A 25,811-nucleotide genomic window follows, 5' to 3' on the forward strand; every position below is an offset into this window, starting at 1 on the left:
CTTTTCGCATGGAACCAGCTGCCGGGCTGCAATTAGCGGAACCGATGGCCCGTCCGAGCGTTCCGACGCACGGCAGCTGATTGGCGGCTGCGAGTTTCGAAAAACAATCAAAAGGGCCACCGACCGGCCGGAGAAGATCGTTGTTCCCATGTCAGACTTTGGCACAGAGGTACTCTGGGTTCTAATCATTGCAAGCCTTGGCCTTTCCGCTGTTGCCCTGGTGTTCTCGATATCCCGCCGGCGCCACATACCTGCGGCCGCATCCTCCCCAGGCGATGACCTGGCTTCGGAAGCGGCTCGCACGGTGCTGCGGGAGTTTGAAAAGAATGGCCACTCGGCCGATGCAGCGCTGATCACATGGTCGCCCGACACCTTGCGCAAGATCCTGGCCGACGATCTGCCGGAGACGCAGGTGATCGTCGTATCCAACCGGGAGCCCTACATCCACAACACCAGGAATGATGGCATCGAGCTCCTGGTGCCGGCCAGCGGGCTGGTTTCGGCACTTGAGCCGATCACCCGCGCCTGTGCCGGCACCTGGATTGCGTATGGCGGCGGAACAGCGGACCGTCTTACCGTCGATGAGAACGACCGGGTTGAAGTGCCGCCCGGCAATCCGTCCTACACGCTGCGCAGGGTCTGGCTGAGCGAGGAAGAATACCAGGCCTATTATCTAGGCTTCGCCAATGAAGGCCTGTGGCCGCTTTGTCATATCGCCTTCACCCGCCCGATTTTTCGGGCGTCGGACTGGCAGGCCTATGAAGCCGTCAACCGGAAGTTCGCCGACACGGTGGTTGCCGAAGCGCGCAACGAGCGGCCGATCGTGCTGGTCCAGGACTACCATTTCGCGCTCTTGCCGCGGATGATCCGTGAGCGCCTGCCTGAGGCGATCATCATTACTTTCTGGCATATCCCATGGCCGAACTCGGAAGTGTACAGCATCTGTCCATGGCGTGAACGGATCCTGGAAGGTTTGCTCGGCAGCTCCATCATCGGCTTCCATACGCAGTTTCATGCCAATAATTTCACCGAGAGCGTCGATCGCATCCTGGAAAGCCGGATAGAACGGGCGGACGCGGCGATCTCCTATGGCGGGCAAACGACTCTGGTCCACGCTTACCCCATCTCCATAGAATGGCCGGCCGAACTGCTGGCAAGATTGCCGGCCGTCGAGGAATGCCGTGCCCGTGTGCGCCAAAGATTCGGGCTGCCTGCGAACGTCAAACTGTGCGTCGGCGTCGAGCGCCTCGACTACACCAAAGGCATTCCCGATCGCTTTCACGCCTTGGACGAATTGTTCACGCGATATCCCGAATGGGTAGGCAAAGTGGTTTTCCTGCAGGTCGCGGCGCCGAGCCGGGGCACATTGCCGGCCTACCAGCAACTTCATGACGAATGCCATCGCTCTGCCGAAGAGCTCAACCAGCGCTACGGCAGCGACAACTACAGTCCCGTCCTGATGCTCGCCGAACATCATTCGCAGGAGCAGGTCTACGAGATCTATCGCGCCGCCGACATATGCATGGTCACCAGCCTGCATGACGGCATGAACCTGGTGGCCAAGGAATTCGTCGCGGCGCGCGACGACGAACAGGGCGTGCTGCTGCTCAGCACCTTTGCCGGCGCTTCGCGCGAACTGCTGGAGGCACTGATCGTCAACCCCTATGATGCGACCATGATGGGCGAGGCGCTGCTGCAGGCGCTGACCATGACGCCGGACGAGCAGCGCGAGCGCATGCGGCCCATGCGCGAGATGATCCGCGACAATAATGTGTATCGCTGGGCCGGCAGCATGCTCTTGGACGCTGCGCGCCTTCGCAAACGCGGGGTGACCGGCAACGGCGAGCGGCCATCCAACAGCAACAACGTCGTTTCCATCTTCGAGCGGGCACGAAAGGCGGCGTCGTGACGGACCTACGACTGCCGCTGGCCCCCGACCTGCCGGAAGGGCAATGGGCGCTTTTTCTCGATATCGACGGCACCTTGCTGGAACATGCCGCTCATCCCGACGCTGTGTTCGTCGGTGATGAACTGCGTCAGCTTCTCGGAAATATAGAGCGAGGGCTGGGCGGCGCCCTCGCCTTCATCACCGGGCGTTCGGTCACTGCCGCGGACAGATTGTTTCATCCCCTGAAACTGCGCGTTGCCGGGCTATACGGCCTCGAGCATCGGTTAACGGCGGACGGTCAAGTCGACCTTGCCGACGCTCCGGCGGATATCGCGGCTCTTGCCGACGAGATTGAGGCCGAACTGGGTGGACGCAAGGTCTATGTCGAGCGCAAGGGGCCAGTCTTGGCCATCCATACCCGCGCTGCGCCGCAACTGCTTGCCCGGGCAACGCAGCTTGTCGAACAAGCATTGACGCAGCTTCCGCGGGGGTACCGCGTGATTGCCGGAAACGCTGGCGTGGAACTCATGCCGCTGGAAGCCGTCAAAGGAGCTGCCATCCGGCGTTTCATGGAAATCCAGCCCTTTGCCGGCCGGCGGCCCGTATTCCTCGGAGATGACACTTCGGACGAAAACGGTTTCGAGGCAATAAACGAGGGCAACGGCATCTCTATCCGCGTGAAGCCGCGCGGACCGACGGCTGCAAGCTATGTTCTGGACGACGTGACCCAGGCAATAGCCTGGCTCGAGGCCAATTTCGGCGCGGCGTGGGTGTCCTGATCGCGATCCCGGTGATCATCAGACAGGCTCGCGCCATGGCTAATCCCATCAACGCCGATTGGTTCCGGTTCAGCCGATCTTCCCGTCCACGATGTGAATGCGGCGATCCATGCGCGCCGCCATGTCGAGATCATGCGTAACTGCCACGACGGTCTTGCCGCGCTCGCGCACCAGATTCTCAAGAATTGCGAAGACTTGCTCCGAGCTCTTGCTGTCGAGGCTCCCCGTCGGCTCATCGGCGAGGATAAGCGGCGGGTCGTTGGCGAGCGAGCGCGCCACCGCGACGCGCTGACGCTGGCCGCCAGAGAGCTGGTCGGGCCGCTTGTCGAGATGTTCGCCGAGCCCCAGGGATGAAAGCAGTTCCCCGGCCCGTTCCCGCATCTGAGGCCGCGCCAGCCGGCCAAGCTTGCGCATTGGGATTTCGACATTTTCGCGCGCCGTGAACTCCGGCAGCAGAAAATGAAACTGGAACACGAAGCCCAGCATCGAAAGCCTGGTCCGCGCGCGCTCCCTTTCATTCATCGGCTCGGCATCGCGGCCGCCTATTGTCAACGTCCCGGCGGTCGGCCGGTCGAGCAGACCGAGCAGGTAGAGCAATGACGATTTTCCGGAGCCGGAGGGACCGGTGACGGCGACGAATTCCCTTTTGTTGATCGCCAGCGTGATGTCCTTGACCAGCGTGACGGGAACCGTCTCGGGCAACACGCGGGTCAGTTTCTCGGTCTCGATGAGTGCGCTCATGACGCGCCTCTGATGATCTCGACGGGGTTCAGGCGCGCCGCACGACGCGCCGGCAGGTAGCCGGCCACTGCCGCCGAGCCCAGCGCGAAGGCCGACGCGATGACGTAGTGCATCAAGCTCCAGGCGATCGGCAGCCGGGTCATCTCCTGGCCGGTCGCGGCGATCTCGAAACCCACCAGCGACAGCGCATAGGTCATGGAGACGCCGAGCAGCCCGCCGAGCACGGAGCCGGCAGCGCCGATCGCGACGCCTTCCAGCAGAAAGAGCCGGCGCATGTCGGACTCCGGGAAGCCAAGCGACTTCATGATGGCGATGTCGCGCGCCTTTTCGTGCGTGATGGTGGAGATGATGTTGTAGATGCCGAAGCCAGCGACCAGCATGATCGCGCCGACAACGGTGTACATGATGACGTTGCGTACGACGAGCGCTTCGAGGATCGATTCATTGGCCTCCTGCCACGCCACCGCCTTGTAGCCCAGTTCGGCCTCGGCACGCTGCGCCACCGCCGGAGCGCGGTCAGGATCGTCGAGCTTGATGCGGATCTCGTTGATGGCGTTCGGACGGGCCGAGAGGATCTGCGCGTTTTTCAGAAGCACATAGGCCTCGCCTTCGTCGCGCGCGGTGGTGCCGGTGTGGAACAGGCCGGCGATCTTGAAGTTCCGCGACAGTCCCTCGGCAGAAACCGCCGTTATCGTGTCGCCGAACCCGGCGCCGAGCCGGCTCGCCATCGTGTCGCCGATGAGTACGTTGTTGCCGCCCGCGGCAAGCGCCGAAAAGCTGCCTTCGACGAAGTTTCCGACAATCGGCGACACGCCGGACTCGCGCTCCGGTTCGATGCCAATGATCGCCGCGCCGACTTCGCGGCTGGAAAAGCGGATCACACCCTGCGTTTTGAGGCTTGCCGCGAACCGGCCGGGAATCCAGCTCTCCAGCCAGGAGGTCGCGGCGGTCGGGTTGATGATGCCGCGGCGATCGTCACGCGGTCTGAGCCCGGAAATCGCGACAGTCGCAAAAGCATCCTCGGCCGGTTGACGGCGGGCTGTGCGCTGCTCGTCGGTGATGTCGACATGCGGCATCGTATCGACGAGCTGCCTGACGAAATCGTCCTGCCCACCCTGCATCAGCGCCGCCATGGCGATCGAGAATCCGACACCGACCGCAACGCCGATCACGGCAACCAGCGTCTGACGACCGCGGCCGGCAATGTGCGTGAGGGCGATGTCGAAGATGAGCGGCATCGTTGCTTCATCGCTCCTGGGCGCCGGTAATGTTCACGCGCGCGCCGTCGGTGAGGTCGGCGGGATAGGGCGAGACGACGCGGGCCTTCTCATCGAGCCCCGACAGAACCTCGATGCCATTGGTGCCGCGAATGCCGGTTCGGATTTCACGTCGCCAGGCCTTGTCGGCTTCGACGACGAACACCTTATTCCCGTCTACAGCAACGGATGGGATCAACAGCGCATTTTTCGAAACGCGGATGACGATGTTCACGTCGGTCGACATGCCGATACGAAGCGGCGTATCGTCCGGCAGGCGGAAACGGACGCGATAGGTCTTCGTCACCGGATCGCCCTTGGGTGTGATGCTGTCGACCACCGCTTCCAGGTTCTGCTGGGGGAACGCGTCGGATTTAAGCAGCGCGCGCTGGCCGACCTCGACCCGGGGTATGTCCTCCTCGTTGACCTCGGCGACCACCAGGAGCGGCCTCGGCTCGCCGACCCAGAATAACACCGTGCCGAGCTCGGCGACCTCGCCCACCTCGCCGTCCTGCCTGAGCACGACGCCGGCGCTTGGCGCGCGTAAGACGTAGGAGTCAAGTCGCGCCTTCTGTCCGGCGACCAGCGCTTCGATCTGGCCGAGCTCGCTCTGTGCACGATCGAGAGCCTGCTGGCTCGCCGCACGCCTTTCGGCAAGCACCGTCAGCCGCCGGAGCTCTTCCTGGGCAAGCGCTTGACGCGCTTCGAGCTCGCCAAGCACGGCCCGGGCCTCGCTGTCGTCGAGCCTGGCGAGCACGTCGCCTTGCGCAACCCTCGACCCCTCGCAATTGCATTGCTCGACGATCCTTTCGCGAACCACGGGAGTTACCTTGGCCCAGGTTTGCGGTTCGACGGAGCCACTCGCGTAAACGATTTCCGCTGCGTCAGCGCGCTGTGGCGTCACCAGCGAAACCTTGGCCGGTTGCCAAAGATACCAGGCGCCGAAAGCAGCCGCGGCCGCGACAATGATGCTGGCCGTCCAGCGTATCCGTCGCAAGGGACTCTCCTTCATGATCGAATCCGAATGTCCTGCGGTGACAGATAATAGCACTAGACCGACCGTCGGTCTATAAAAGTTGCATAAAGCTCCGGTTCGTGCTCCTCTTGCTCCACCTGCACTTTGTGAGGTTCGATTTGCCCCGAGTGATAAAGCCGCCGGAGATACGATCCGCCGAGCTCCTCGACTGCGCCCAGCGGCTTTTCTTCGAGCGCGGCTACGACAACACGACGGTGAACGACATCATCCGCGAGGCCGGCCTGTCGAAGGGCGCGTTCTACCACTATTTCGCATCGAAAGAGGCCCTGCTGGAGGCGCTCGCCACACGTCTCGCCCGCGACAGCTTCGCCGAGCTGCAGCCGGTGCTCAACGATCCCTCACTCGATGGGCTTGGCCGGCTCAATGCCCTGTTTGCCGGCTCGCGGCGGCTGAACGTCGAGCTTGCCCCGCAAATGCGCAAGACATTTTTCGTCCTGTTCCGGCCCGAGAACCTTGCCCTCTTCCATCGGGTCGACCAGGCGGCCAGGGAATTGGCCATGCCGATAATCACCGATCTGCTCAGGAAAGGCAGTGACGAAGGCATCTTCGATGTGCCCCACCCGGAAGCCTTCGCCGAGATGTTCTTGCAGCTGCGGCTGATCTTTCGGGATGTAATGCACCGCGCCCTGCTGAAGGCCGAGCAGGGCAGTATCGACGAAGCGGGGCGGCTGCTCGACGACCGGCTGCGGCTCTACGGCATCGCAATCGACCGGCTTTTGAAGCTGCCCGATGGAACGATAGAAGCAGCGCAACCCGGTTTTGCCCGGGCTTTCCTCGAAGCAGGCCCGTGAGCCGCCGAGCCAGGGCCACGGCGCAGCAATTCACCGCGCCTCGTATACCGGTGCAGTCCAAATCAGGGGGTCAGTGAAAGATGAGCCGCGAGCAGCTTCTCGCCGCCAGCAGGAGTCACGACGAAGAGGTGTTTGACCGCAGTATCGATGTGCAGATATTGCGACTGCGCCGCAAGCTCGAGGTCAACCCGAGCGAGCCGAAACTCATTGTCACCGAGCGGGGCGCCGGCTACGTCTTCGCTACCCGGGTCGAGGTGCAGTGACCTTTCGAGGTGCCGTGACTTTGCCGAGTTCTTGGCAGGGTCAAGTTACTGGCAGGGGTCAAACAGGAATGTTCATCGCCTCAGCGCATGCACGCTATCAACATTGCCGCCGCCTATCGGCAGAGCCATGTCTTCGTCGAGCAAGCGCGTGATGCGGGCGAAGCCGGTAAAAGCCTTCCTTGCTTCCTCTGCCGACATCCCGCCAGCCAGAGCCGCGGAGCAGCAATTTACCGCGCATTGGTAGACTGGCCCACGCCGGCCGACTGGCCATCTACGCAAGAACTCCATCGCTTCGGCTACGCTATCAATTTCTTCGGCAGGACTTTCCTGCCCGCGCGAAATACGCACAGGCGTAAAGAATTGCAGGCGATCCATTGTTTCCTCCCGGTCGATCGCTATGTGCCTGATCGAACCTTTAAACTCACTGTTGACCATGTGGTTTCCGGCAAACAGGGCCCGATGGTGAAAAAAGTCGGGCCAAAAACGAAGTCTTTCACATCACGCGACCGAAATCGAATCACCAAACGTGACAAGCATGTGACGAACCGTTGCCCGCCGCCGCATTGGGACTTCAATTATCCCGAGACGGAGCCTGGACGCGCTCATCCCGCATTTGAGGTATGCGGATTACGCAGCCGGATTTGGCTAGCCGCAGCAGACCCCTTTAGGATCTCTTCTCCGTCAAAGCGTCAGTGGATCGAGGCAAGGAACTCCTAAGGGCTGGAAGTGTCTCAGGTTCCCAGTCAGGAGCGTCAAGGAGTTCGCTTTAGCGGTCGCGGCGATGAGAATGTCAGCCAGCCCTGGATGACTCCCTGCGGCTGTGGCGGCGTCTTCCATGAGGCCTGCCTCCAACGCCACCGCCGCATCGATCGGCAAGATTTCCGCGCTGTAGTCCGTCATGATGCCCTGCAGCCACGCCATTAGCGTCAGAGCCTTCGCTGTTGCACCCGAGCGGTCGAGCTTGGCGATGCCTCTCCGAAGTTCGTGGAGGGCAAAGGCAGGCACAAACAAGTTGCCCGTCTGCTGCAATAGCCAAGCTGCCGCATTCGGGGGCAGCGGAGGCTTTCCCGGCGCGGTCGCCGACAGCACCGAGGTGTCGAAAAGGTATGAGGTCAAAGGTTAACCTCGCGGCTTTGCTGGGTGCGGTCGCGCTCCGGTTCGAAGCCCTCGGGCCAACCGGGGAACGACAGCAGGTATTCCGCAAGGCTGGGCTTCTCGGGGTAAATCTTCCTCGCTTCTTCGATCGGAACGATAGCGGCCACTGGCTTGCCGTGCCTCGTGATCGTGATCGGTTCGCCGGCCTCGGCGGCATCGACGAGAGCCGTCAAAGTGGCCTTGGCTTCGCGAATGTTGATGTGTTTCACTGCTGTTGCCTCCATTGTGGTTGCACGCAACTACATTTAGCAAATCCATCGTCTATTACAAGTGGACACTTCCCGGAGAACAGGCCATTCCGAAACGCGATCATTGGCGAAATCTTTTGTGAAGGCGTCTTTCTCCCCGTCTCTATACGGGGAGAAATGCCCGGCAGGGCAATGAGGGGCAGCGCCACCTGAGGCGATTTCCCGGAGGTGGAGTTGTCCTGGGGTGTCGATGTCGGCGCCGCCCCTCATCCGCCTGCCGGCACCTTCTCCCCGTATAGTGACGGGGAGAAGGGTGCTGGCCGCTACATCGGCGCCCCTTTCTGCAGCGCTGCAGATTGGCGAAATCTTTGGCGAAGGCGTCTTTCTCCCCGTCGCTATACTCTCCCTGGGAGAAGGGGAAGCCCTATCCGCCGACCATCTCGGCCAGCCTGCGCACGGTGTTCCAATTGCGCGAGGTGCCGATGCCGAGCCGTTTATGGCTTATCGCCGCCACAAGCCGCGAGCTTGGCGTCTCGCGCGAAAAGAAGATCCAGATGTCGCCGCCGACGGCCTGCATCCGCTCATCCTTGCCGATATAGGCCTCCAGCGCCGCGACGGCCTCAGCGGGAACGGGCTTGCGCATCACGCGCACCGCTACCTGATCCGCGGCGGCAGCCGATTCGGCGGGAAACGGATTGCCGGCCGCAAGCTTCAACCAGTCATCCGCGCGGCGCACGATGATGTCGACATGGCGGCCGAAGGTCTTTTGGAACGCCGTCTCCAATCGGCGCTCCAGCACGGCAATCTCTGTTTCTTTCGTCTCGAAAACCAGATTGCCGGTCGCCACCAGCGTGCGCGGGTTGTTCAGGCCCAGGCCTTCTGTCATGGCCCTGAGATCGGACATGACGACACGCCGCCCCTCGCCCAGGACGATGCTGTAAAGCAGAGCGACGTAGGTTTGCATGCTAGCCCGGATATCTCACGATAGCCTGTCGATTTAGACCAAGCGGCTCTGCTCCACCGCTGCCTCGATGAAGCTGGCAAACAGCGGGTGCGGGTCAAGCGGCCGGCTTTTCAGCTCGGGATGATATTGCACGCCGATGAACCAGGGATGGTCGGGATATTCGACCGTTTCCGGCAGCACGCCGTCCGGCGACATGCCGGCAAAAACCAGCCCGCAATCCTCGAGCCGCTCCTTGTAGTCGACATTGACCTCGTAGCGGTGGCGGTGGCGCTCGGAAATCTGCGTGTCGCCATAGATCTCGGCGATCTTCGAGCCCCTGGCGAGGTCCGCCTGATAGGCACCCAGCCGCATGGTGCCGCCGAGATCGCCGGTTTCCCTGCGCTTCTCCAGCATGTTGCCTTTCAGCCATTCCGTCATCAGGCCGACGACCGGTTCCTCGGTCGGACCGAATTCGGTCGACGAGGCATGATTGACGCCGGCCAGCGAACGCGCTGCCTCGATGCAGGCCATCTGCATGCCGAAGCAGATGCCGAAATACGGCACTTTTCGCTCGCGGGCGAACTTCGCTGCAAGGATTTTGCCTTCCGCGCCGCGCTCGCCAAAACCGCCGGGGACCAGAATGCCGTGGACCTTTTCCAGCCACGGCGCCGGGTCTTCTTTCTCGAATATCTCGCTCTCGATCCAGTCGAGCTTGACCTTGACGCGGTTGGCGAGACCGCCATGCGACAGCGCCTCGATCAGCGATTTGTAGGCGTCCTTGAGGCCGGTATATTTGCCGACGACGGCGATGGTCACCTCGCCCTCCGGGTTGTGGATGCGTTTGGACACCGCTTGCCACGGCTCCATCCGCGGCTTCGGCGCCGGGTCGATGCCGAAAGCGGCGAGCACTTCCGAATCCAGCCCTTCATTGTGATAGGCCATCGGCACGTCGTAGATGTGCGGCACGTCGAGCGCCTGGATGACCGCGCTCTCGCGCACATTGCAGAACAGCGACAGTTTGCGGCGCTCTTCCCTGGGGATGGGGCGGTCGGCGCGGACCAGCAGGATGTCGGGCGCGATGCCGATGCCGCGCAATTCCTTGACCGAATGCTGGGTCGGCTTGGTCTTCAATTCGCCCGCCGTTGGAATATAGGGCATCAGCGTCAGGTGCACGTAGACGGCGTTGTTGCGCGGCAGGTCGTTGCCAAGTTGGCGGATCGCCTCCAGAAACGGCATCGCCTCGATGTCGCCGACGGTGCCGCCGATCTCGCACAGGACGAAGTCATAGTCGTCATTGCCGTTGAGAATGAAATTCTTGATCTCGTCGGTGACATGCGGAATGACCTGCACGGTGGCGCCAAGATAGTCGCCGCGTCGCTCCCGCTCGATGATATTCTTGTAGATGCGGCCCGTGGTGATGTTGTCCTGCTGGTTGGCCGAGCGGCCGGTGAACCGCTCATAATGGCCAAGATCGAGATCGGTCTCGGCGCCGTCATCCGTCACGAAGACTTCGCCATGCTGGTATGGCGACATCGTGCCGGGATCGACATTGAGATAGGGATCAAGCTTCTTGATGCGCGCGCGATAGCCTCGCGCCTGCAAGAGAGCCCCAAGGGCCGCTGCAGCGATGCCTTTTCCGAGTGAGGAAACCACGCCGCCTGTGATGAATACATATCGCGCCATGGGAGTCATCGCTTAACGCGGCCGAATTGATTCCGCCAGAGAAAAAACCGCCGCGAAGGCTTTTTCCCAAGAAGGCGCCCTGGTGATGCTCGAACCAAAACAAAAGGGCCGGCGAGGCCGGCCCTTTTGTTTGACCCGCCAAGGCGTCAGATGATGACGACCTTGGTGCCCACTTTCACCCTGCGATAAAGGTCCATGACGTGCTCGTTGATCATGCGGAAACAGCCGTTGGAGGAGCTCGTCCCGATCGACTGCGGCGCAATGGTGCCGTGAATGCGCAGATGGGTGTCCTTCCTGCCGTCGTAGAGATAGATGGCGCGCGCGCCGAGCGGGTTATCGCCGCCGCCGGGCATGCCGTCCTTGTACCGGCCGTAATTCTTCGGCTCACGCTTCTGCATGTCGAGCGTCGGGATCCAGCGGGGCCATTCCTGCTTGTCGCCGACGGCGACCGTGCCCTTGAACTGCAGGCCGTCACGACCGACCGCAATCGCATAACGGCGGGCGGTCCAGGAGGATTCGACGAGATAGAGACGGCGCGCACTCGTATCGATGACGATGGTGCCGGGGCTGTAGCCGGTGAATTCGACCTCTTGCGGCACGAACTCCGGCTTCACCTTGAACTGCTTCCTGGCTTCCTTGCTGGCGAGCGCGGCATCGAGGGCGCGGGTCTCGGGGAGCAGCGACATCGACGAGGACGTGCCGCCGAACAGGCCGGCGAACAGCCCGACGCGCTGGGGCTTCTGTCCGACCGGCTCGCTGCGCAATTCGCCGTTGTTGCCGGTCAGCGCGACGTTCATGGCCTCGGCGGGAATGGCCTCGGCCGACTGGATTGCTGCGATGGGTTGAATCGGGTCGATGATCTTGACCGGCCTGGCATCGGCCAGCCTGGCCTTGCCAGCGGACTTATCCTTCTTGGCGAGGCCCTTCCTGGCAAGATACGCCTGCCGTTCCGCGTCCGACTTGGCTTTGGCCGCCTCGCGCATCGCCAGCTTCCTTGCCTCGATCGCCTTTACTCGAGCAGCCTGCTTGTCAGCCGCGATCTTGGCTTCGATCTTCCTGATCTGGGCAAGATCTGCCGCGCTTGGGTCTTTTTTCTTCTTGAGGAGCTTGAGTTGCGCCGTGTCGCTTTTGGCGGCGACGTTGACGACGTCAGTTGTGATTGCAGGGGCCGAATTGCCCGCCGGCATGGCCGCGTAAGCGGGCGCACCAAGGCTGAGCACGGCCCAAAGGCCGGCTAAAATGAAGCTGCGAAGCTGCATGGCGAAGATCCGATCGTTCAATGCTTGTTGCCACGGCGTTGCCCGGCGTCCCCCAAGGACCCCGAATGTGCCGCGCGCAATCTATAATCGATTAATCGGAGACGCCTCAAGCGCCCTGGCGTGCCGCGCCCGGTCGAATCCTCGCGATCGTGCGGCATTTGCCGCGACTGTGTTCAAACAACAACAGATCGCGGCGCCAGACGTCTGCTGATTACTGGTTTGGAACCTGCGGCGTTACTGGCTGGGTGGCGCCGTTTGTGGCCGGCGGCGTGGTCGCTCCCGCCGCTGGCGGTGCAGCGGGGGCCGGGGCTGCGGCATCATTGCCGGAAGGCGGCGTTGGCGCCGTATTGCCGGACGGCGGTGTCGGCGTCGTGGTGCCAGGCAACTGGTTGAGCACGCCGCCCCCGCCGTTCGTCACAGGCACGCGATCGAGAATGTCGATCGGCTTCTCGCCGTAACGGGCGACGATCGACAAGGTCAGCGAGGTGGCGAAGAACGCCGCCGCCAGGATCGCCGTCGCCCGCGTCAGCGCGTTGGCGGCACCGCGCGCGGTCATGAAGCCCGATCCGCCGCCGATGCCGAGGCCCCCGCCTTCGGAGCGCTGCAGCAGCACCACGCCGACAAGAGCGAGCACGACCATTAGGTGGACGACGATCAGTACGGTTTCCATAATTTATCCTGGCAAAGCCTTGCGCGGCCGCAGATACGACCGGTGATTTGGAGGCGGCTCAATACAATGCTTTGACGGCAATTCCAAGCCCGTGGCCGGAATATGGGAAGCAATGCGGCCGTTGCAACATTTTCCGCTGCGGCACAGTATCCGAAGTGCCCGACAGCCTTTCGATGCTAAAGCATGTCGCGCAAAAGCATGCCCTTGGGCCTGACCCGAGGGTGTGCAGCGGTTTTGCGATAACGACATGCGTAAAAACAACAACCTAAAGCGCGTCGCATTAGGCCGGCCAAACGCGACGCGCTTTAGGAGATGTTTCGATAGGCTTCGGCAATGCCGAGAAAGTCCGCCGCCTTCAGGCTGGCGCCGCCGACCAGCGCGCCGTCGACATTTTTTACGCCCAGCAGTTCGACCGCGTTCGACGGCTTGACCGAGCCGCCATAGAGGATACGCATCTTTGCCGCTGCGCTGCCAAGCTTTTCCGACAGTTTTTCGCGAATATGCGCATGCGCCTCAGCAACGTCGGCGGCAGTCGGCGTCAGCCCCGTGCCGATCGCCCATACCGGCTCGTAGGCGATGACGGTATTCGATGCCGTTGCATTCGGCGGCACCGAGCCGGCGACCTGGCGCGACAGCACGTCGAGCGTGGCGCCCGCCTCGCGCTCGGCTCTCGTCTCGCCGATGCAGATGATGGCAACCAGCCCGGCGCGCCACGCGGCGGACGCCTTTGCCTGGACAATGGCGTCGTCCTCGTTTTGATCGGCGCGGCGTTCGGAATGGCCGACGATGACGTGACTGGCGCCCGCATCTTTCAGCATCTCGGCCGAAATACAGCCGGTATGGGCGCCGCTCTCCTTGCTGTGGCAATCCTCGCCCCCGGCCCGGACCGGCGTGCGCGACAAGATCTCCGCGGCATGCGCAAGCAGCGTCGCCGGAACGCAGACCAGCGCTTCGGTCTCGGCATCGAGCCCGCTCATGAAGCCGTTGCCGATCATCCTGAGTTCGTTGAGTGAGGCGCTGGTGCCGTTCATTTTCCAGTTGCCGGCGACCAGCGGGCGGATTCCAGGCGTCATGGGATTTGCTTCTCCGGGCAATATTCGGCTGCGTCCTCACTACCAAACTCAGCCCACAAAGCAATCGACAGTGGGCCGGAAGGACGCTATTGCGCTTGTTTCAGACTCGGCGCATGCGAAAATGCGCGAAAAAATCGGAAGTGACCATGCTTGGTATCTTGAGAAGCGCGGCTGGGACCTGGATCGCGAAAGCGCTGCTGATATTGTTGGTGTTGAGCTTCGCCGTCTGGGGCATTTCCGGACAGATGGTCGGTGGTTTTGCAGGCCACGACGCCGTTGTCACGGCCGGCGGCACCAAAGTGTCGATCAACGAGTATCGGCTGGCCTATGACCGGCAGATCAGCGTGATGTCGCAGCAATTCGGCCAGCGCATCAGCCGCGAGCAGGCGACGGCGCTCGGCCTCGACAACCAGGTGCTGGCGCAACTCGTGTCGGGCGCGGTCCTCGATGAGCAGGCCCGCAAGCTCGGGCTTGGGCTGTCCAAGGACCGGCTGGCCCAACTCACGCATGAAGACCCGGCCTTCAAGGGTCCCGGCGGCAACTTCGACAGAAGGACTTTCGAATACATACTGCAACAGGTCGGCATGCGGCCGGAAGACTATCTCAGGAATCGCGCCCAGGTGGCTGTGCGCCAGCAGATCGTCGAGGCGGTTTCGGACGGCGTCAAGGCCCCGAATACGTTCTTGAAGGCGGTCGCGCTTTATCGTGGCGAAGACCGCACCATCGACTATTTGACCTTGCCGAAATCGCTGGTCGAGCCGATCGAAGCGCCATCCGACACTACGCTTTCGGCGTATTTCGAGGAAAACAAGAAGACCTATGCGGCGCCCGAATACCGCAAATTCTCCTATGTCAGGCTCGAGCCGGAAGACATCATGGATGTGAGTGCCGTGACCGACCAGCAGGTCAGCGACGACTACAACAAGAACAAGGGGCGCTACACCACGGCGGAAACGCGCACCATCGAACAACTCGTGTTCAAAACGCCCGATGCCGCGAAGGCCGCGCTCGATTCACTCAAGACCGGCGCGACATTCGACAAACTCGTCGCCGCCGAGGGCAAGACGCAGGCCGACACGCTGCTCGGCACGCTGTCCAAGGACAAGATCGCCGATAAGGCGGTGGCGGATGCGGCGTTTGCGCTCAACGTCAACGAAGTCAGCCCGGTCGTTCAGGGCGCCTTCGGTCCGGTGCTGCTGCGCGTCACCGAGATCAAGCCCGAAGTGGTGAAGCCGCTGGCCGAAGTGGCCGCCGACATCCGCAAGGACCTGGCGCTGGGCGAGGCAAGCCGCATTCTGCTCGACGTGCATGACAGTTACGAAGACAGCCGCGCTTCGGGCAGCACGCTCGAGCAAGCGGCCGAAAAACTGAAGCTGAAGGTCGTCACCGTCGACGCGATCGATCGCACCGGCCTGAGGCCGGACGGCGCCATCGTCAAGGATCTGCCGGAATCGCCGGAGCTGATCAAGGCGGTGTTCGATGCCGAACCCGGCACCGAGAATCCCGACCTCACCACTGCCAACAACGGCTTCGTGTTCTACGAGGTGGATTCGGTCACGCCGGCCCGCGACCGCACGCTGGATGAAGTCCGCCAGAAGGTGGTGGCCGACTGGACGGCGGCGGAAACGACCAAGCGGCTCACCGCAAAAGCGCAGGAGCTCGAAAAGCGTCTCGAGGCCGGCACTACGCTCGACGTGATCGCGAGCGAGCTCAAGCTTGAGAAGCAGACCAAGCGCGGCGTCAAGCGCGGGGCGGACGACGCCGATTTCGGCAAGGAAGGGGCGGCTGCGATGTTCGGCGAAGGCGAAGGCGGGACCGGATTGATCCCCTCGCCCACCGGCGACGGACAGATCCTGTTCAGGATTGCCGAAGTGTTCGAGCCTGCCGGAGCCGACGCCAGCTCGGTGCCGGACGACGAGCAGAAATCGTTCACCGCCGGCATGTCCGACGACCTTCTCGACCAGTTGGTGGCGCAGCTGCAGACGCAATATGACGTTCGCATCGACCAAACCGCCGTTGCCCAAGCCCTGACAAGATGAGCGCGCTCAAGACCCATATCGCCAAGGTCGCCGCTGGCAGCTCCCTTTCCTTCGAGGAAGCGCGCGATGCCTTCGACATCATCATGTCGGGCGACGCTACGCCCGGCCAGATCGGCGGCTTCCTGATGGCGCTGCGCGTGCGCGGCGAGACTGTGAGCGAGATTTCCGGCGCCGTCGCCACCATGCGCGCCAAGATGCTGCGCGTCGACGCGCCGGCTGGCGCCATCGACATCGTCGGCACCGGCGGCGACAATTCGCACAGCGTCAACATCTCGACCGCATCCGCGTTCGTCATCGCCGCCTGCGGCGTGCCGGTGGCCAAGCACGGCAATCGCGGACTGTCCTCGCAGACCGGCGCCGCCGACGTGCTGACCGCGCTTGGCGTCAAGCTCGACATCCCGCCGGAAACGATCGGCCGCTGCATCCACGACGCAGGCGTCGGCTTCATGTTCGCACCGGCGCATCATCCGGCGATGAAGCATGTCGGCCCGATCCGCGCCGAGCTCGGCACCCGCACAATCTTCAACCTGCTTGGCCCGCTCTCCAATCCGGCTGGTGTCGTCAGGCAGATGGTTGGCGTCTTCTTGCCGGAATGGATCATGCCGGTGGCCGAGACGTTGAAGGCACTGGGCGCCGACCACGCCTGGGTCGCCCATGGCGACGGCTATGACGAGATCACCACCACCGGCGAAACCCAGGTCGCCGAACTGGTCGGCGGCGAGATCCGCAGCTTTACGCTGACCCCGGAAGCGGTCGGGCTGAAGCGGCATACCAAGGACGAGTTGCGCGGCGGCGATGCCGCCTACAACGCCCAGGCGCTGCGCGACATGCTGGGCGGCGCTGCCGGCGCCTTTCGCGATACGGTGCTGATGAACGCCGGCGCCGGACTGGTGGTGGCGGGAAAGGCGACGACGCTTGCCGATGGCATGGCGACGGCGGCGCAAGCCATCGACAGCGGCCGGGCGCTAAAGGTGCTTGACCGGCTGGTCGAGATTTCAAACGGATAGCGCCGTGTCTGATATCCTGCGCAAGATCGAAGCCTACAAGCGCGACGAGATCGCGGCGGCGAAGGCACGGGTGCCGTTTGCCGAAATCAAGGCACGGGCGAGGGCTACCGATGCACCGCGCGGCTTTCTCTCGGCCCTTGAAGCCAAACGCAAATCCGGCAGTTTCGCGCTGATCGCCGAGATCAAGAAGGCGAGCCCGTCCAAGGGCCTGATCCGCGCCGATTTCGATCCGCCGGCGCTGGCCCAGGCATATGCCAAAGGTGGGGCTGCCTGCCTGTCGGTGCTGACCGATGCGCCGTCTTTCCAAGGGGCGCCTGAATTCCTCACCGATGCGCGCAGCGCCGTGACATTGCCGGCTTTGCGCAAGGATTTTCTGTTCGAGCCCTATCAGGTGTTCGAGGCCCGTGCGTGGGGCGCGGACGCCATCCTGATCATCATGGCGAGCGTCGATGACGCCGTAGCCAGGGAACTCGAAACGACGGCTTTCGAGCTCGGCATGGACGCGCTGGTCGAGGTGCATGACGAGGCCGAGACGGAACGCGCGCTGAAACTGTCGTCGCGGCTGATCGGCATCAACAACCGCAATCTCCGGACATTCGAAACCAGCATCGAGACATCGGAGCGGCTCGCGGCGATGGTGCCGGCCGACCGGCTGCTGGTCAGCGAGAGCGGTATTTTCTCGCACCAGGACTGCCGCAGGCTGGAACGGAGCGACATTGGCACTTTCCTCGTCGGCGAGAGCCTGATGCGGCAACTGGACGTGGCCACTGCGACGCACCTGCTTTTGACGGGCAAGGCGCCCGCCAATGCATCTGCCCGAAAGTCGGAATCGCTTTTCGGAGAGCATGATGCATAGATACAAAGCGTTAGAGCGTGCTTTGTGCGTCCAAACGGACGGACGTCGCTCCAGGGTGACCTGACGATGTCGGCCGCCCTCACCCATCTTGGCGCGGAAGGCGAAGCCAATATGGTCGATGTCGGCGACAAGGCGGAGACGACGCGCACGGCGATCGCCGAAGGTCTTGTCTCGATGCGGCCCGAAACGCTGAAAATGATTCTGGACGGCGATGCCAGGAAAGGCGACGTGCTGGGCACGGCGCGCATCGCCGGCATCATGGCGGCCAAGAGGACGCATGAGCTGATCCCGCTCTGCCACCCGCTGCTGTTGACCAAGATATCGGTAGATATCGAACCGGACGCGAAGCTGCCCGGTCTGAAGGTCACGGCGCTGGCCCGCGTCACCGGCAAGACCGGCGTCGAGATGGAAGCGCTGACTGCCGTCTCGGTCGCCTGCCTGACCATCTATGATATGGCCAAGGCGGTCGACCGCGGCATGGCGATCTCCAACATCAGGCTGATGGAAAAGACCGGCGGCAAATCCGGCGACTACAAGGCGGACGCCCAGGGGGCAGGCCGATAATGGCGCTGCTTGCGGTCGCCCAGGCGCTCGAGCACCTGCTTGAGGACGCTGCGCCCTTGCAGGCTGAAAGCGTCGCCCTGATGGACGCCGCCGACCGCGTGCTGGCGGAGCCGCTCATCGCGCTCCGCACCCAGCCGCCATTCAACGCGTCGGCCATGGACGGCTATGCCGTGCGGGCCGACGATGTCGCCTCCGTGCCCGCGAGACTTTCGGTGATCGGCATGGCGCCGGCCGGACGCGGCTTTGCCGGGACAGTCGGCCCGGCGCAGGCCGTGCGCATCTTCACCGGCGCGCCGCTTCCCGCTGGCGCCGACACCATCGTCATCCAGGAGAATGTCCGCGACCTCGGCGGCGGCATCGTCGAAGTGACCGCGCCGACGGTTGAAGGCCGCAACATCCGCCGCCTCGGGCTCGATTTCTCGCAGGGCGACGCGCTGCTGGAGAAAGGCCGCCTGCTTGATCCGGCGGCATTGTCGCTGGCGGCATCGGCCAACCACCAACAGGTCAGCGTGGTGAAACGGCCGCTGGTCGCCATCATCGCCACCGGCGACGAATTGCTGCCGCCGGGCAGCGACCTTGGCCCCGACCAGATCATCTCCTCCAATGCCTATGGCGTCGCCGCCGCGGCCCGCTCGGTCGGCGCCTGCGCACTCGATCTCGGCATCGCCCCCGACCGCAAGGAGGCGATCGCCGCGCTGGTGAAAAAAGCCGTCGCCGCAGGCGCGGACGTCATCGTTACGCTGGGCGGCGCCTCGGTCGGCGACCACGACCTCGTCCATGACGTGCTGACCGGTGAAGGCATGGCGCTCGATTTCTGGAAAATCGCCATGCGGCCCGGCAAGCCACTGATGTTCGGGCGGCTGGGCGACATCCGCTGCATCGGCCTGCCCGGCAATCCGGTGGCCAGCCTGGTCTGCACGCAGCTCTTTCTGAAGCCGCTGCTGGCGCGGCTCGGCGGCCGCGCTTTCCGCCAGGACATGCGTCAGGCGCGGCTTGGCGCCGCCATGCCGGCCAACGATCTCAGACAGGACTATGTACGCGCGGTGGTGAAGGAAGAAGCCGGCACGCTTGAGGCAACGCCGTTCAGTATCCAGGATTCCTCGATGCTCAGAATGCTGGCCGACGCCAACGGACTGGTCGTGCGCGAGCCATTCGCTCCCGCGGCCGCAGCGGGCGCCGCCTGCAGCGTGCTGATGCTACGCTGAACAAAGCGTCAACACATTCATTAAACTTTAAATGGTTGCGGAACACAAATGGAACAGATAGTGTTTGTTCTGGGTTTGTTTTTCTGATTCTGTTGGGGGTCGCGATGCTGACACGCAAACAACATGAACTGCTGATGTTCATCCACGAGCGGCTGAAGGAAAGCGGCATTCCGCCCTCGTTCGATGAGATGAAGGAAGCGCTCGACCTCGCCTCCAAATCGGGGATCCACCGGCTGATCACGGCGCTGGAGGAACGCGGTTTCATTCGCCGCCTGCCCAACCGCGCCCGCGCGCTGGAGGTGCTGCGCCTGCCCGATTCGATCGCGCCGGGCCTCAATGCGGCGCGCAAATTCTCGCCGAGCGTCATTCAAGGCAGCCTTGGGCAAGGCGGCCTTGGACAGGGCGGCCTCGGACGGCAGATCAAGCCGGCGCCTTCGCGCATGCGTGCGGCCGGCAATGACGACGACGTCGTTGCCACCGTCTCCATACCGGTGATGGGCCGCATCGCTGCCGGTGTGCCGATCGACGCCATCCAGCACCAGACGCATTCGATCTCGGTGCCACCGGACATGATCACCGGCGGCACGCACTACGCGCTGGAGGTCAAGGGTGATTCGATGATCGAGGCCGGCATCTTCGACGGCGACACGGTCATCATCCGCAACGCCGACACCGCCCAGCCTGGCGAGATCATTGTCGCTCTGGTCGACGAGGAGGAAGCGACGCTGAAGCGATTCCGCCGCAAAGGTGCCTCGATCGCACTGGAAGCCGCCAATCCGGCCTACGAGACGCGCATCTTCGGGCCGGACCGGGTCAAGGTGCAGGGCAAGCTCGTCGGACTGATCCGGCGTTACTGAACGGCAGGCTTCTTGGGTTTCTCGGCCCTGAGGTATGGCGGCAGGCCCCTCGCCTCGCGCGAAAACCGCCGCTGCTCATGCCAGGGCCTGTATGGCTGTCTGACGGCAAAACGGATTTCTGCGCGCGTCGTCGCCGATAGCGGATCGAAGAAGACGGCGGCACTGCCCATGCGAGCGAGCTGCCGTTTGGTGACGACGAGAACCAGCGGGTTGCGGCAGGGTTTGTAATAGGCTGTGGCATCGTCGATGACGATCAAATCCGCAAAGGCACAGGCCGGCCGCGCGGTTTTGCGGTTGTCGGCGAGCGCAATGAGCGCGCCGGACGGATGCCGGGCCAAGCACAGGCCGGCAGTGCAGGTGAAAGGCGCTCCCGGTGGCAGGTCGGCCGGGTCGGCGATGTCGAACCGCACATCTCCTTTTTCGAATGTCTCCGGCTCGACGATCGTTGTTGAAACCAGCGCATGTTTCCAGTTGTCGGTGGTGAATTCGTTCGAACGCATCCGGTTGACGGCAAGTTCGCCGCCGCCGATCGGCAGCGCCACCAGATGCGCATCCTCCGAGATCAGCACGTCGGGGGTGCGCGTCTCGGAAATCGTCAGCAGGCCGGCGAGCGCAAAGGGAAGTGCCGCAAGTCGCAGCCATGTCGTCGCCATCGTGGCGATGACCAGGGCGACCGTCACCAGCAGAACCGATTGCAACGAAATCAGGCCGACTGCATCGACCGGCGAACGCTCCGAGATCCATCCCGAAATTGCAATCATCGCCGTCAGGCCCTTGCCCATCATGTAGAGGAAAGGGCCGTCGAGGCCGAAAGGCATTGCCAAGGCGCTGAGGACGGCCAGGAACATGACGATCGTGACGATCGGCATGACGGCCAGATTGGCGAACAGGCTGAGCGGCGAGACGCGCTGGAAGTGCCAGATGGCGAAGAGCGCGGTGGCGCTGCCGGCAATGATGGACGTCATTGCGATGGTGCCTGCCCCGGCGACGAGCTTGCGCGTGACGAAAGCGACCGGTGACCGTCGCTGTCGCGGCGCCTTGGCCTTGTCGGCACGATAGTCGGACCAACCGGCATAGGCGCCCACGAGAGCCGCAGTCGCGGCGAACGACATCTGGAAGCTTGCGCCGACCACCTCGTGCGGCGACACGACGATAACGGCGATGGCCGAAATCGCCAGGTTGCGCATGGTGAGTGCCGCCCGGTCGAACAGCACGGCGACAAGCATTACCGCCAGCATGATGAAGCTGCGTTCAGCCGCGACCACGATACCGGAAAAGATCAGATAGGCAGCGATGGAGACGAGTGCGGCAGCAGCCGCATATTTCTTGACCGGCCGGCGCGACGAAAAGTCGGGAAACAGCGCAAAGGCGCCGCGCAGCAATCCCATGACGGTGCCGGCGACAAGCGCCATGTGCAGGCCGGAAATGGAGATGATGTGGTAGATGCCGGTGCGCCGCATCGATTCGTTTATCTCTTCGGGGATGCCGGCACGCACGCCGACGATCAGCGCAGCGGCAATCTCCCCCTCGGCACCACCGATGCTGTCCCTGATATGGTCGGCGATGGTTTCGCGCGCCTTCTCGATCGACGAAGAAAGGCGTGCGGTTAACGGTGCATCTTCGGAGACGACGATCTTTGGACTGCCGAGGAAAAAGCCACTGGCACCGATACCGGCGAAATAGCTGTCAAAGGAAAAGTCAAAGCTGTCCGGTCTGACCGGGCCAGTCGGAGGCAGAAGCCTCACATAGCCGGTTGCCACCGAGCCTGCGGTCATCTCAGCGGGAATCTTGCGTGCCGACACCCTGACACGTTCGGGTGCATAACGCAGTGTCGGCCGGGCGGTCGACATCACATCGATGGTCAGCCTGATCCGGCCGTTCGCCATTTGGTCGAGCCTGACGACACGGCCGGTCAGCCGGGTCTGGATTTCCGAACCGAGCATCTTCGTTCCGGCGCGCCAGGTTTCAACCTTGGCGGCGAGCACACCAAGCGCGCACAGCAACGCTGCCATGAAGCACAGGTGCGTTTTGCGGCGTGAGCGCGTGACGGCCGCACACAATGCCGTAAGGACCACGACGGCGATGGGCTGGGCAAAGTCCGGTTCGACGGCAAGCGAAAAATAGACGATCACCCCGCATGCCAGGAAAACCGGCACCAGCAGGAAGGCGACGCCCCGGTCGAGTTCCAGGCCGGCTGCCGCGGCCACGCTGTTGCGGACACCGGATGGTGAAAGATGGCTGAGCTGTCGGCGAAAACGAATGACAGGGCCGGGTGCTGAAGCCGGTATCGGCGCCGGGCGATCCGGCGAAAGAGGTTGGATGCTCAGCGGCGACGCAGGCAGCGAAACGGGTAGCGACTCAGTGTGAGGAACGTCGGCAAACAGCGATCGTTCGCTGACGCTTGCGGTCGCGCCCTCGCTGTCGTCCACGCCGCGGCCTGGTCCAGCCATAGGGTTCGCCCCTTGCGCCCTCGACCTCCTATGCTACATGAACGCGCGACGCGCGAAAGTCCGCGCACCACATCCGTTTTCTGCGCTTGCCCAGGAGTTCCATGTCCGACAAGGTCGTCACCCGTTTTGCCCCTTCGCCCACCGGATTCCTGCATATTGGCGGGGCGCGCACGGCGCTGTTCAATTGGCTGTATGCGAAACACACTGGCGGCAAGATGCTGCTGCGCATCGAGGACACCGATCGCGAGCGTTCGACCGATGCGGCAACCGCTGCCATCCTCGATGGGCTCTCCTGGCTCGGCCTCACCTGGGACGGCGAACCGGTATCCCAGTTCGAGCGCGCGCCGCGCCACCGCGCGGTTGCCGAGGAGCTGGTGCGCCTCGGCAAAGCCTATTACTGCTATGCGACGCCGGCCGAGCTGGAGGCGATGCGCGAGAGTGCGCGGGCCAAGGGCTTGCCTCCCCGCTATGACGGCCGCTGGCGCGACCGCGACCCGTCAGAGGCACCGGTTGGCGCCAGGGGCGCGATCCGCATCAAGGCGCCGGCCGAAGGCGAGACGGTGGTACATGACCGCGTGCAGGGCGGAGTCCGCTTCCCCAACAAGGACCTCGACGATTTCATCATCCTGCGCTCGGACGGCAACCCGACCTATATGCATGCCGTCGTCGTCGACGACCACGACATGGGCATCACCCACATCATCCGCGGCGACGACCATCTGACCAATGCCGCCCGCCAAATGGTGATCTATCGAGCCTTGGGCTGGGAGGTGCCGTCAATGGCGCATATCCCGCTGATCCATGGCGCCGACGGCGCCAAGCTGTCGAAGCGGCACGGCGCCCTCGGCGTTGAAGCCTATCGCGCCATGGGCTATCTGCCCGAGGCACTGCTCAACTACCTGGCGCGGCTCGGCTGGAGCCACGGCGACGACGAGGTCATATCGATCACCGACATGATTGCGTGGTTCGACATCGGCGATGTCAACAAGGGGGCCGCCCGCTTCGACTTCGCCAAGCTCGAGGCGCTGAACGGCGTGCATATGCGGCGCATGAACGAGCCCGAATTGCTCGATATCTTCATCAACACCTTGCCCTATCTCGAAGGCGGCCCGGCGATCGCAGCGCGCCTCGACGACACACGCAAGGCGCAGTTGCTGGCCGCCCTGCCCGGCTTGAAGGAGCGCGCCAAGACGCTGGTCGAGCTGGTCGACGGTGCCGCCTTCCTGTTTGCCGAGCGGCCGCTGCCGATCGACGAGAAGGCGGCGGCGCTGCTCGGCGGCGAGGCGCGCGAGATCCTGCGGGGCGCCCATGCGGCGCTGAAGGCGATTTCAGGGGATTGGACGGCCGCAGCGGCGGAAGCGGCGATCCGCGAATATGCGCTCGCCGGCGGCCATAAGCTTGGCGCAGTGGCCCAACCTTTGCGCGCCGCGCTAACCGGCAAAAGCACCTCGCCCGGCGTGTTCGACGTGCTTGCCGTGCTTGGCCGCGAGGAAAGCCTGGCGCGCGTCGCGGATCAAATCGATTAGCAAAACTGGCCCAAGAAGATTGGCATTGAAAGGTGGGTTTCGCAGTGCAACATTAGGTCTTGGCCCAATTTGGCACGCAATCCAATTGCGGGCGCAAACGCGCGAACTCCGATACTTTCGACGTTTTGCGTTGCAGAAATTTTGCCTTTGCCGACATGAGAAAACAAAAAGGAGTTTGCAATGTCCGAAGCTGCGACAAAAATGGAATTTGGCGGCAAAACCCACGCGTCGACCGCGAAACTTGAATTCGGCGGCAAAACTCACGAACTCAAGGTGCGAAGCGGCTCGGTCGGACCTGACGTCATCGATATCGGCGCGCTTTACAGCACCACCGGGGCCTTCACCTACGATCCCGGCTTCACCTCGACGGCAAGTTGCGAGTCGGAAATCACCTTCATCGATGGCGATGCCGGCATCCTTTTGCATCGCGGTTATCCGATCGACCAGTTGGCCGAGCACGGCGACTTCCTCGAAGTCTGTTATCTCCTGCTCTACGGCGAACTGCCGACCAAGGCGCAGAAGGACGATTTCGACTACCGGGTCACGCGCCACACCATGGTGCACGAGCAGATGTCGCGCTTCTTCACCGGCTTTCGCCGCGACGCCCACCCGATGGCGGTGATGTGCGGCGTGGTCGGTGCGCTGTCAGCTTTCTATCACGATTCCACCGACATCTCGGACCCCTACCAGCGCATGGTCGCATCGATGCGGCTGATCGCCAAGATGCCGACGATCGCGGCGATGGCTTACAAATACCACATCGGCCAGCCCTTCATTTACCCCAAGAACGAGCTGAATTTCGCGGCCAACTTCCTGCATATGTGCTTTGCCGTGCCGTGCGAGGAATACAAGATCAACCCGGTGCTGGCGCGTGCGATGGAGCGCATTTTCATCCTGCACGCCGATCACGAGCAGAACGCCTCGACCTCGACCGTTCGCCTCGCCGGCTCGTCCGGCGCCAATCCGTTCGCCTGCATCGCCGCCGGCATCGCCTGCCTGTGGGGACCGGCCCATGGCGGCGCCAACGAGGCAGCCTTGAACATGCTGGGCGAGATCGGCCAAGTCGACCACATCCCGGAATTTATCGCCCGCGCCAAGGATAAGAACGATCCGTTCCGATTGATGGGCTTTGGCCATCGCGTCTACAAAAACTACGATCCACGCGCCAAGATCATGCAGAAGACCGCACATGAGGTTTTGGGCGAACTCGGCATCAAGGACGATCCGCTGCTCGACATCGCCATGGAACTGGAGAGGATTGCTCTGACCGATTCCTATTTCATCGAGAAGAAGCTTTATCCGAACGTCGATTTCTATTCCGGCATCACGCTGAAGGCGCTGGGCTTCCCCACCACCATGTTCACCGTGCTGTTCGCGGTCGCCCGCACCGTCGGCTGGATCGCGCAGTGGAAGGAGATGATCGAGGATCCGCACCAGAAGATAGGCCGCCCGCGCCAGCTCTATACAGGTGCGCCGGAACGCGACTACGTGCCGATTGCTAAACGGTGAATAGTGAATAGTGAATAGTGAATAGTGAATAGTGAATAGTGAATAGTGAATAGTGAATAGTGAATAGTGAATA

23 protein-coding genes and 1 pseudogene are annotated in these 25,811 nt (G+C 62.9%); 12 read left to right on the top strand and 12 right to left on the bottom strand.

Going from position 1 to position 25,811, the window contains the following annotated elements:
• The first annotated feature begins 148 nt into the window (after positions 1-148).
• Positions 149-1,909 carry an alpha,alpha-trehalose-phosphate synthase (UDP-forming) gene (locus AC0L3O_RS23130; protein WP_023798575.1) on the top strand — a complete coding sequence of 587 codons (1,761 nt, stop codon included), beginning with the start codon at positions 149-151 and terminating at the stop codon, positions 1,907-1,909.
• On the top strand, positions 1,906-2,667 hold the full coding sequence (gene otsB / locus AC0L3O_RS23135; protein WP_128172426.1) for a trehalose-phosphatase: 762 nt from the start codon (positions 1,906-1,908) through the stop codon (positions 2,665-2,667). The genes AC0L3O_RS23130 and otsB overlap by 4 nt, the downstream gene beginning before the upstream one ends.
• A 69-nt stretch (positions 2,668-2,736) precedes the next feature.
• Here otsB and AC0L3O_RS23140 read toward each other — a convergent pair whose 3' ends face one another.
• From AC0L3O_RS23140 to AC0L3O_RS23150, 3 genes are read right to left on the bottom strand one after another with little or no spacing between them, the layout of a single operon-like run.
• The gene (locus tag AC0L3O_RS23140) at positions 2,737-3,408 is read right to left on the bottom strand and encodes an ABC transporter ATP-binding protein (protein ID WP_023798577.1); all 672 of its coding nucleotides are present in this window, start codon (positions 3,406-3,408) and stop codon (positions 2,737-2,739) included.
• Positions 3,405-4,646 carry an ABC transporter permease gene (locus tag AC0L3O_RS23145; RefSeq protein ID WP_473616716.1) on the bottom strand — a complete coding sequence of 414 codons (1,242 nt, stop codon included), beginning with the start codon at positions 4,644-4,646 and terminating at the stop codon, positions 3,405-3,407. Before AC0L3O_RS23145 ends, AC0L3O_RS23140 begins: the two co-directional genes overlap by 4 nt.
• 7 nt (positions 4,647-4,653) lie before the next feature.
• On the bottom strand, positions 4,654-5,676 hold the full coding sequence (locus AC0L3O_RS23150) for an efflux RND transporter periplasmic adaptor subunit (RefSeq protein WP_128172424.1): 1,023 nt from the start codon (positions 5,674-5,676) through the stop codon (positions 4,654-4,656).
• Between the two features lie 131 nt (positions 5,677-5,807).
• Here AC0L3O_RS23150 and AC0L3O_RS23155 point away from each other — a divergent pair, with 131 nt between their 5' ends.
• Together AC0L3O_RS23155 and AC0L3O_RS23160 are read left to right on the top strand one after the other, a co-directional pair.
• Positions 5,808-6,491, top strand: a complete 684-nt coding sequence (locus AC0L3O_RS23155) for a TetR/AcrR family transcriptional regulator (protein WP_473616725.1) — start codon at positions 5,808-5,810, stop codon at positions 6,489-6,491.
• Positions 6,492-6,571: 80 nt separating this feature from the next.
• Positions 6,572-6,754, top strand: a pseudogene (locus AC0L3O_RS23160) (winged helix-turn-helix domain-containing protein); the annotation flags it as partial.
• A 72-nt stretch (positions 6,755-6,826) separates the two neighbouring features.
• Here AC0L3O_RS23160 and AC0L3O_RS23165 read toward each other — a convergent pair.
• The 8 genes from AC0L3O_RS23165 to tpiA form a co-directional block, all read right to left on the bottom strand.
• Positions 6,827-7,129, bottom strand: a complete 303-nt coding sequence (locus AC0L3O_RS23165) for a DUF982 domain-containing protein (RefSeq protein ID WP_128172574.1) — start codon at positions 7,127-7,129, stop codon at positions 6,827-6,829.
• Between the two features lie 306 nt (positions 7,130-7,435).
• Positions 7,436-7,870: a type II toxin-antitoxin system VapC family toxin gene (locus AC0L3O_RS23170; protein WP_128172423.1), complete on the bottom strand. Its 435-nt coding sequence runs from the start codon at positions 7,868-7,870 to the stop codon at positions 7,436-7,438.
• On the bottom strand, positions 7,867-8,118 hold the full coding sequence (locus AC0L3O_RS23175) for a type II toxin-antitoxin system Phd/YefM family antitoxin (RefSeq protein ID WP_023798583.1): 252 nt from the start codon (positions 8,116-8,118) through the stop codon (positions 7,867-7,869). The genes AC0L3O_RS23170 and AC0L3O_RS23175 overlap by 4 nt, the downstream gene beginning before the upstream one ends.
• A 403-nt stretch (positions 8,119-8,521) precedes the next feature.
• Entirely contained in the window at positions 8,522-9,061 is a 540-nt protein-coding gene (locus AC0L3O_RS23180) for a DUF1697 domain-containing protein (protein WP_128172422.1), read from the bottom strand.
• A gap of 33 nt (positions 9,062-9,094) precedes the next feature.
• The gene (locus tag AC0L3O_RS23185) at positions 9,095-10,732 is read right to left on the bottom strand and encodes a CTP synthase (RefSeq protein WP_084833810.1); all 1,638 of its coding nucleotides are present in this window, start codon (positions 10,730-10,732) and stop codon (positions 9,095-9,097) included.
• A 137-nt stretch (positions 10,733-10,869) separates the two neighbouring features.
• Positions 10,870-11,982 carry a L,D-transpeptidase gene (locus tag AC0L3O_RS23190; RefSeq protein ID WP_473616727.1) on the bottom strand — a complete coding sequence of 371 codons (1,113 nt, stop codon included), beginning with the start codon at positions 11,980-11,982 and terminating at the stop codon, positions 10,870-10,872.
• A gap of 211 nt (positions 11,983-12,193) precedes the next feature.
• Positions 12,194-12,652 (bottom strand): preprotein translocase subunit SecG, encoded by a 459-nt coding sequence (gene secG, locus AC0L3O_RS23195; protein WP_023801242.1) that lies wholly within the window; start codon positions 12,650-12,652, stop codon positions 12,194-12,196.
• A gap of 305 nt (positions 12,653-12,957) precedes the next feature.
• Positions 12,958-13,725, bottom strand: coding sequence for a triose-phosphate isomerase (gene tpiA, locus AC0L3O_RS23200; RefSeq protein WP_091593810.1), 768 nt, complete (start codon positions 13,723-13,725; stop codon positions 12,958-12,960).
• A gap of 146 nt (positions 13,726-13,871) precedes the next feature.
• Between tpiA and AC0L3O_RS23205 the strand changes: the two genes are divergently transcribed.
• The 6 genes from AC0L3O_RS23205 to lexA all read left to right on the top strand — a co-directional run bounded on the left by AC0L3O_RS23205 (position 13,872) and on the right by lexA (position 20,253).
• The gene (locus tag AC0L3O_RS23205; RefSeq protein WP_128172421.1) at positions 13,872-15,764 is read left to right on the top strand and encodes a SurA N-terminal domain-containing protein; all 1,893 of its coding nucleotides are present in this window, start codon (positions 13,872-13,874) and stop codon (positions 15,762-15,764) included.
• Entirely contained in the window at positions 15,761-16,771 is a 1,011-nt protein-coding gene (gene trpD / locus AC0L3O_RS23210) for an anthranilate phosphoribosyltransferase (protein ID WP_023801239.1), read from the top strand. Before AC0L3O_RS23205 ends, trpD begins: the two co-directional genes overlap by 4 nt.
• A 4-nt stretch (positions 16,772-16,775) precedes the next feature.
• The gene (trpC, locus tag AC0L3O_RS23215) at positions 16,776-17,627 is read left to right on the top strand and encodes an indole-3-glycerol phosphate synthase TrpC (protein WP_287342388.1); all 852 of its coding nucleotides are present in this window, start codon (positions 16,776-16,778) and stop codon (positions 17,625-17,627) included.
• Between the two features lie 66 nt (positions 17,628-17,693).
• Complete coding sequence (moaC, locus tag AC0L3O_RS23220) at positions 17,694-18,191, top strand: cyclic pyranopterin monophosphate synthase MoaC (RefSeq protein WP_023801237.1); 498 nt, start codon at positions 17,694-17,696, stop codon at positions 18,189-18,191.
• Entirely contained in the window at positions 18,191-19,396 is a 1,206-nt protein-coding gene (locus tag AC0L3O_RS23225) for a molybdopterin molybdotransferase MoeA (protein WP_473537175.1), read from the top strand. The genes moaC and AC0L3O_RS23225 overlap by 1 nt, the downstream gene beginning before the upstream one ends.
• Positions 19,397-19,500: 104 nt before the next feature.
• Entirely contained in the window at positions 19,501-20,253 is a 753-nt protein-coding gene (lexA, locus tag AC0L3O_RS23230; RefSeq protein ID WP_027151887.1) for a transcriptional repressor LexA, read from the top strand.
• Here the strand turns inward: lexA and AC0L3O_RS23235 are convergent.
• Positions 20,247-22,703: a ComEC/Rec2 family competence protein gene (locus AC0L3O_RS23235; RefSeq protein ID WP_473537174.1), complete on the bottom strand. Its 2,457-nt coding sequence runs from the start codon at positions 22,701-22,703 to the stop codon at positions 20,247-20,249. The two genes, lexA and AC0L3O_RS23235, sit on opposite strands and share 7 nt — an antisense overlap.
• Positions 22,704-22,804: 101 nt before the next feature.
• Between AC0L3O_RS23235 and gltX the strand changes: the two genes are divergently transcribed.
• Both gltX and gltA read left to right on the top strand, forming a co-directional pair.
• Positions 22,805-24,229: a glutamate--tRNA ligase gene (gene gltX, locus AC0L3O_RS23240; RefSeq protein ID WP_128168159.1), complete on the top strand. Its 1,425-nt coding sequence runs from the start codon at positions 22,805-22,807 to the stop codon at positions 24,227-24,229.
• Positions 24,230-24,409: 180 nt separating this feature from the next.
• Complete coding sequence (gltA, locus tag AC0L3O_RS23245) at positions 24,410-25,738, top strand: citrate synthase (protein ID WP_031255684.1); 1,329 nt, start codon at positions 24,410-24,412, stop codon at positions 25,736-25,738.
• Positions 25,739-25,811: the final 73 nt, after the last annotated feature.

The organism is Mesorhizobium sp. WSM4810 (assembly GCF_055811235.1).

Coding starts and splice junctions, on each gene's coding strand:
- AC0L3O_RS23130 (WP_023798575.1), top strand. CDS start 149: ATGTCAGACTTTGGCACAGAGGTACTCTGGGTTCTAATCATTGCAAGC.
- AC0L3O_RS23140 (WP_023798577.1), bottom strand. CDS start 3,408: ATGAGCGCACTCATCGAGACCGAGAAACTGACCCGCGTGTTGCCCGAG.
- AC0L3O_RS23145 (WP_473616716.1), bottom strand. CDS start 4,646: ATGCCGCTCATCTTCGACATCGCCCTCACGCACATTGCCGGCCGCGGT.
- AC0L3O_RS23150 (WP_128172424.1), bottom strand. CDS start 5,676: ATGAAGGAGAGTCCCTTGCGACGGATACGCTGGACGGCCAGCATCATT.
- AC0L3O_RS23165 (WP_128172574.1), bottom strand. CDS start 7,129: ATGGATCGCCTGCAATTCTTTACGCCTGTGCGTATTTCGCGCGGGCAG.
- AC0L3O_RS23180 (WP_128172422.1), bottom strand. CDS start 9,061: ATGCAAACCTACGTCGCTCTGCTTTACAGCATCGTCCTGGGCGAGGGG.
- AC0L3O_RS23185 (WP_084833810.1), bottom strand. CDS start 10,732: ATGACTCCCATGGCGCGATATGTATTCATCACAGGCGGCGTGGTTTCC.
- AC0L3O_RS23190 (WP_473616727.1), bottom strand. CDS start 11,982: ATGCAGCTTCGCAGCTTCATTTTAGCCGGCCTTTGGGCCGTGCTCAGC.
- secG (WP_023801242.1), bottom strand. CDS start 12,652: ATGGAAACCGTACTGATCGTCGTCCACCTAATGGTCGTGCTCGCTCTT.
- tpiA (WP_091593810.1), bottom strand. CDS start 13,725: ATGACGCCTGGAATCCGCCCGCTGGTCGCCGGCAACTGGAAAATGAAC.
- AC0L3O_RS23205 (WP_128172421.1), top strand. CDS start 13,872: ATGCTTGGTATCTTGAGAAGCGCGGCTGGGACCTGGATCGCGAAAGCG.
- trpD (WP_023801239.1), top strand. CDS start 15,761: ATGAGCGCGCTCAAGACCCATATCGCCAAGGTCGCCGCTGGCAGCTCC.
- moaC (WP_023801237.1), top strand. CDS start 17,694: ATGTCGGCCGCCCTCACCCATCTTGGCGCGGAAGGCGAAGCCAATATG.
- AC0L3O_RS23225 (WP_473537175.1), top strand. CDS start 18,191: ATGGCGCTGCTTGCGGTCGCCCAGGCGCTCGAGCACCTGCTTGAGGAC.
- lexA (WP_027151887.1), top strand. CDS start 19,501: ATGCTGACACGCAAACAACATGAACTGCTGATGTTCATCCACGAGCGG.
- AC0L3O_RS23235 (WP_473537174.1), bottom strand. CDS start 22,703: ATGGCTGGACCAGGCCGCGGCGTGGACGACAGCGAGGGCGCGACCGCA.
- gltX (WP_128168159.1), top strand. CDS start 22,805: ATGTCCGACAAGGTCGTCACCCGTTTTGCCCCTTCGCCCACCGGATTC.
- gltA (WP_031255684.1), top strand. CDS start 24,410: ATGTCCGAAGCTGCGACAAAAATGGAATTTGGCGGCAAAACCCACGCG.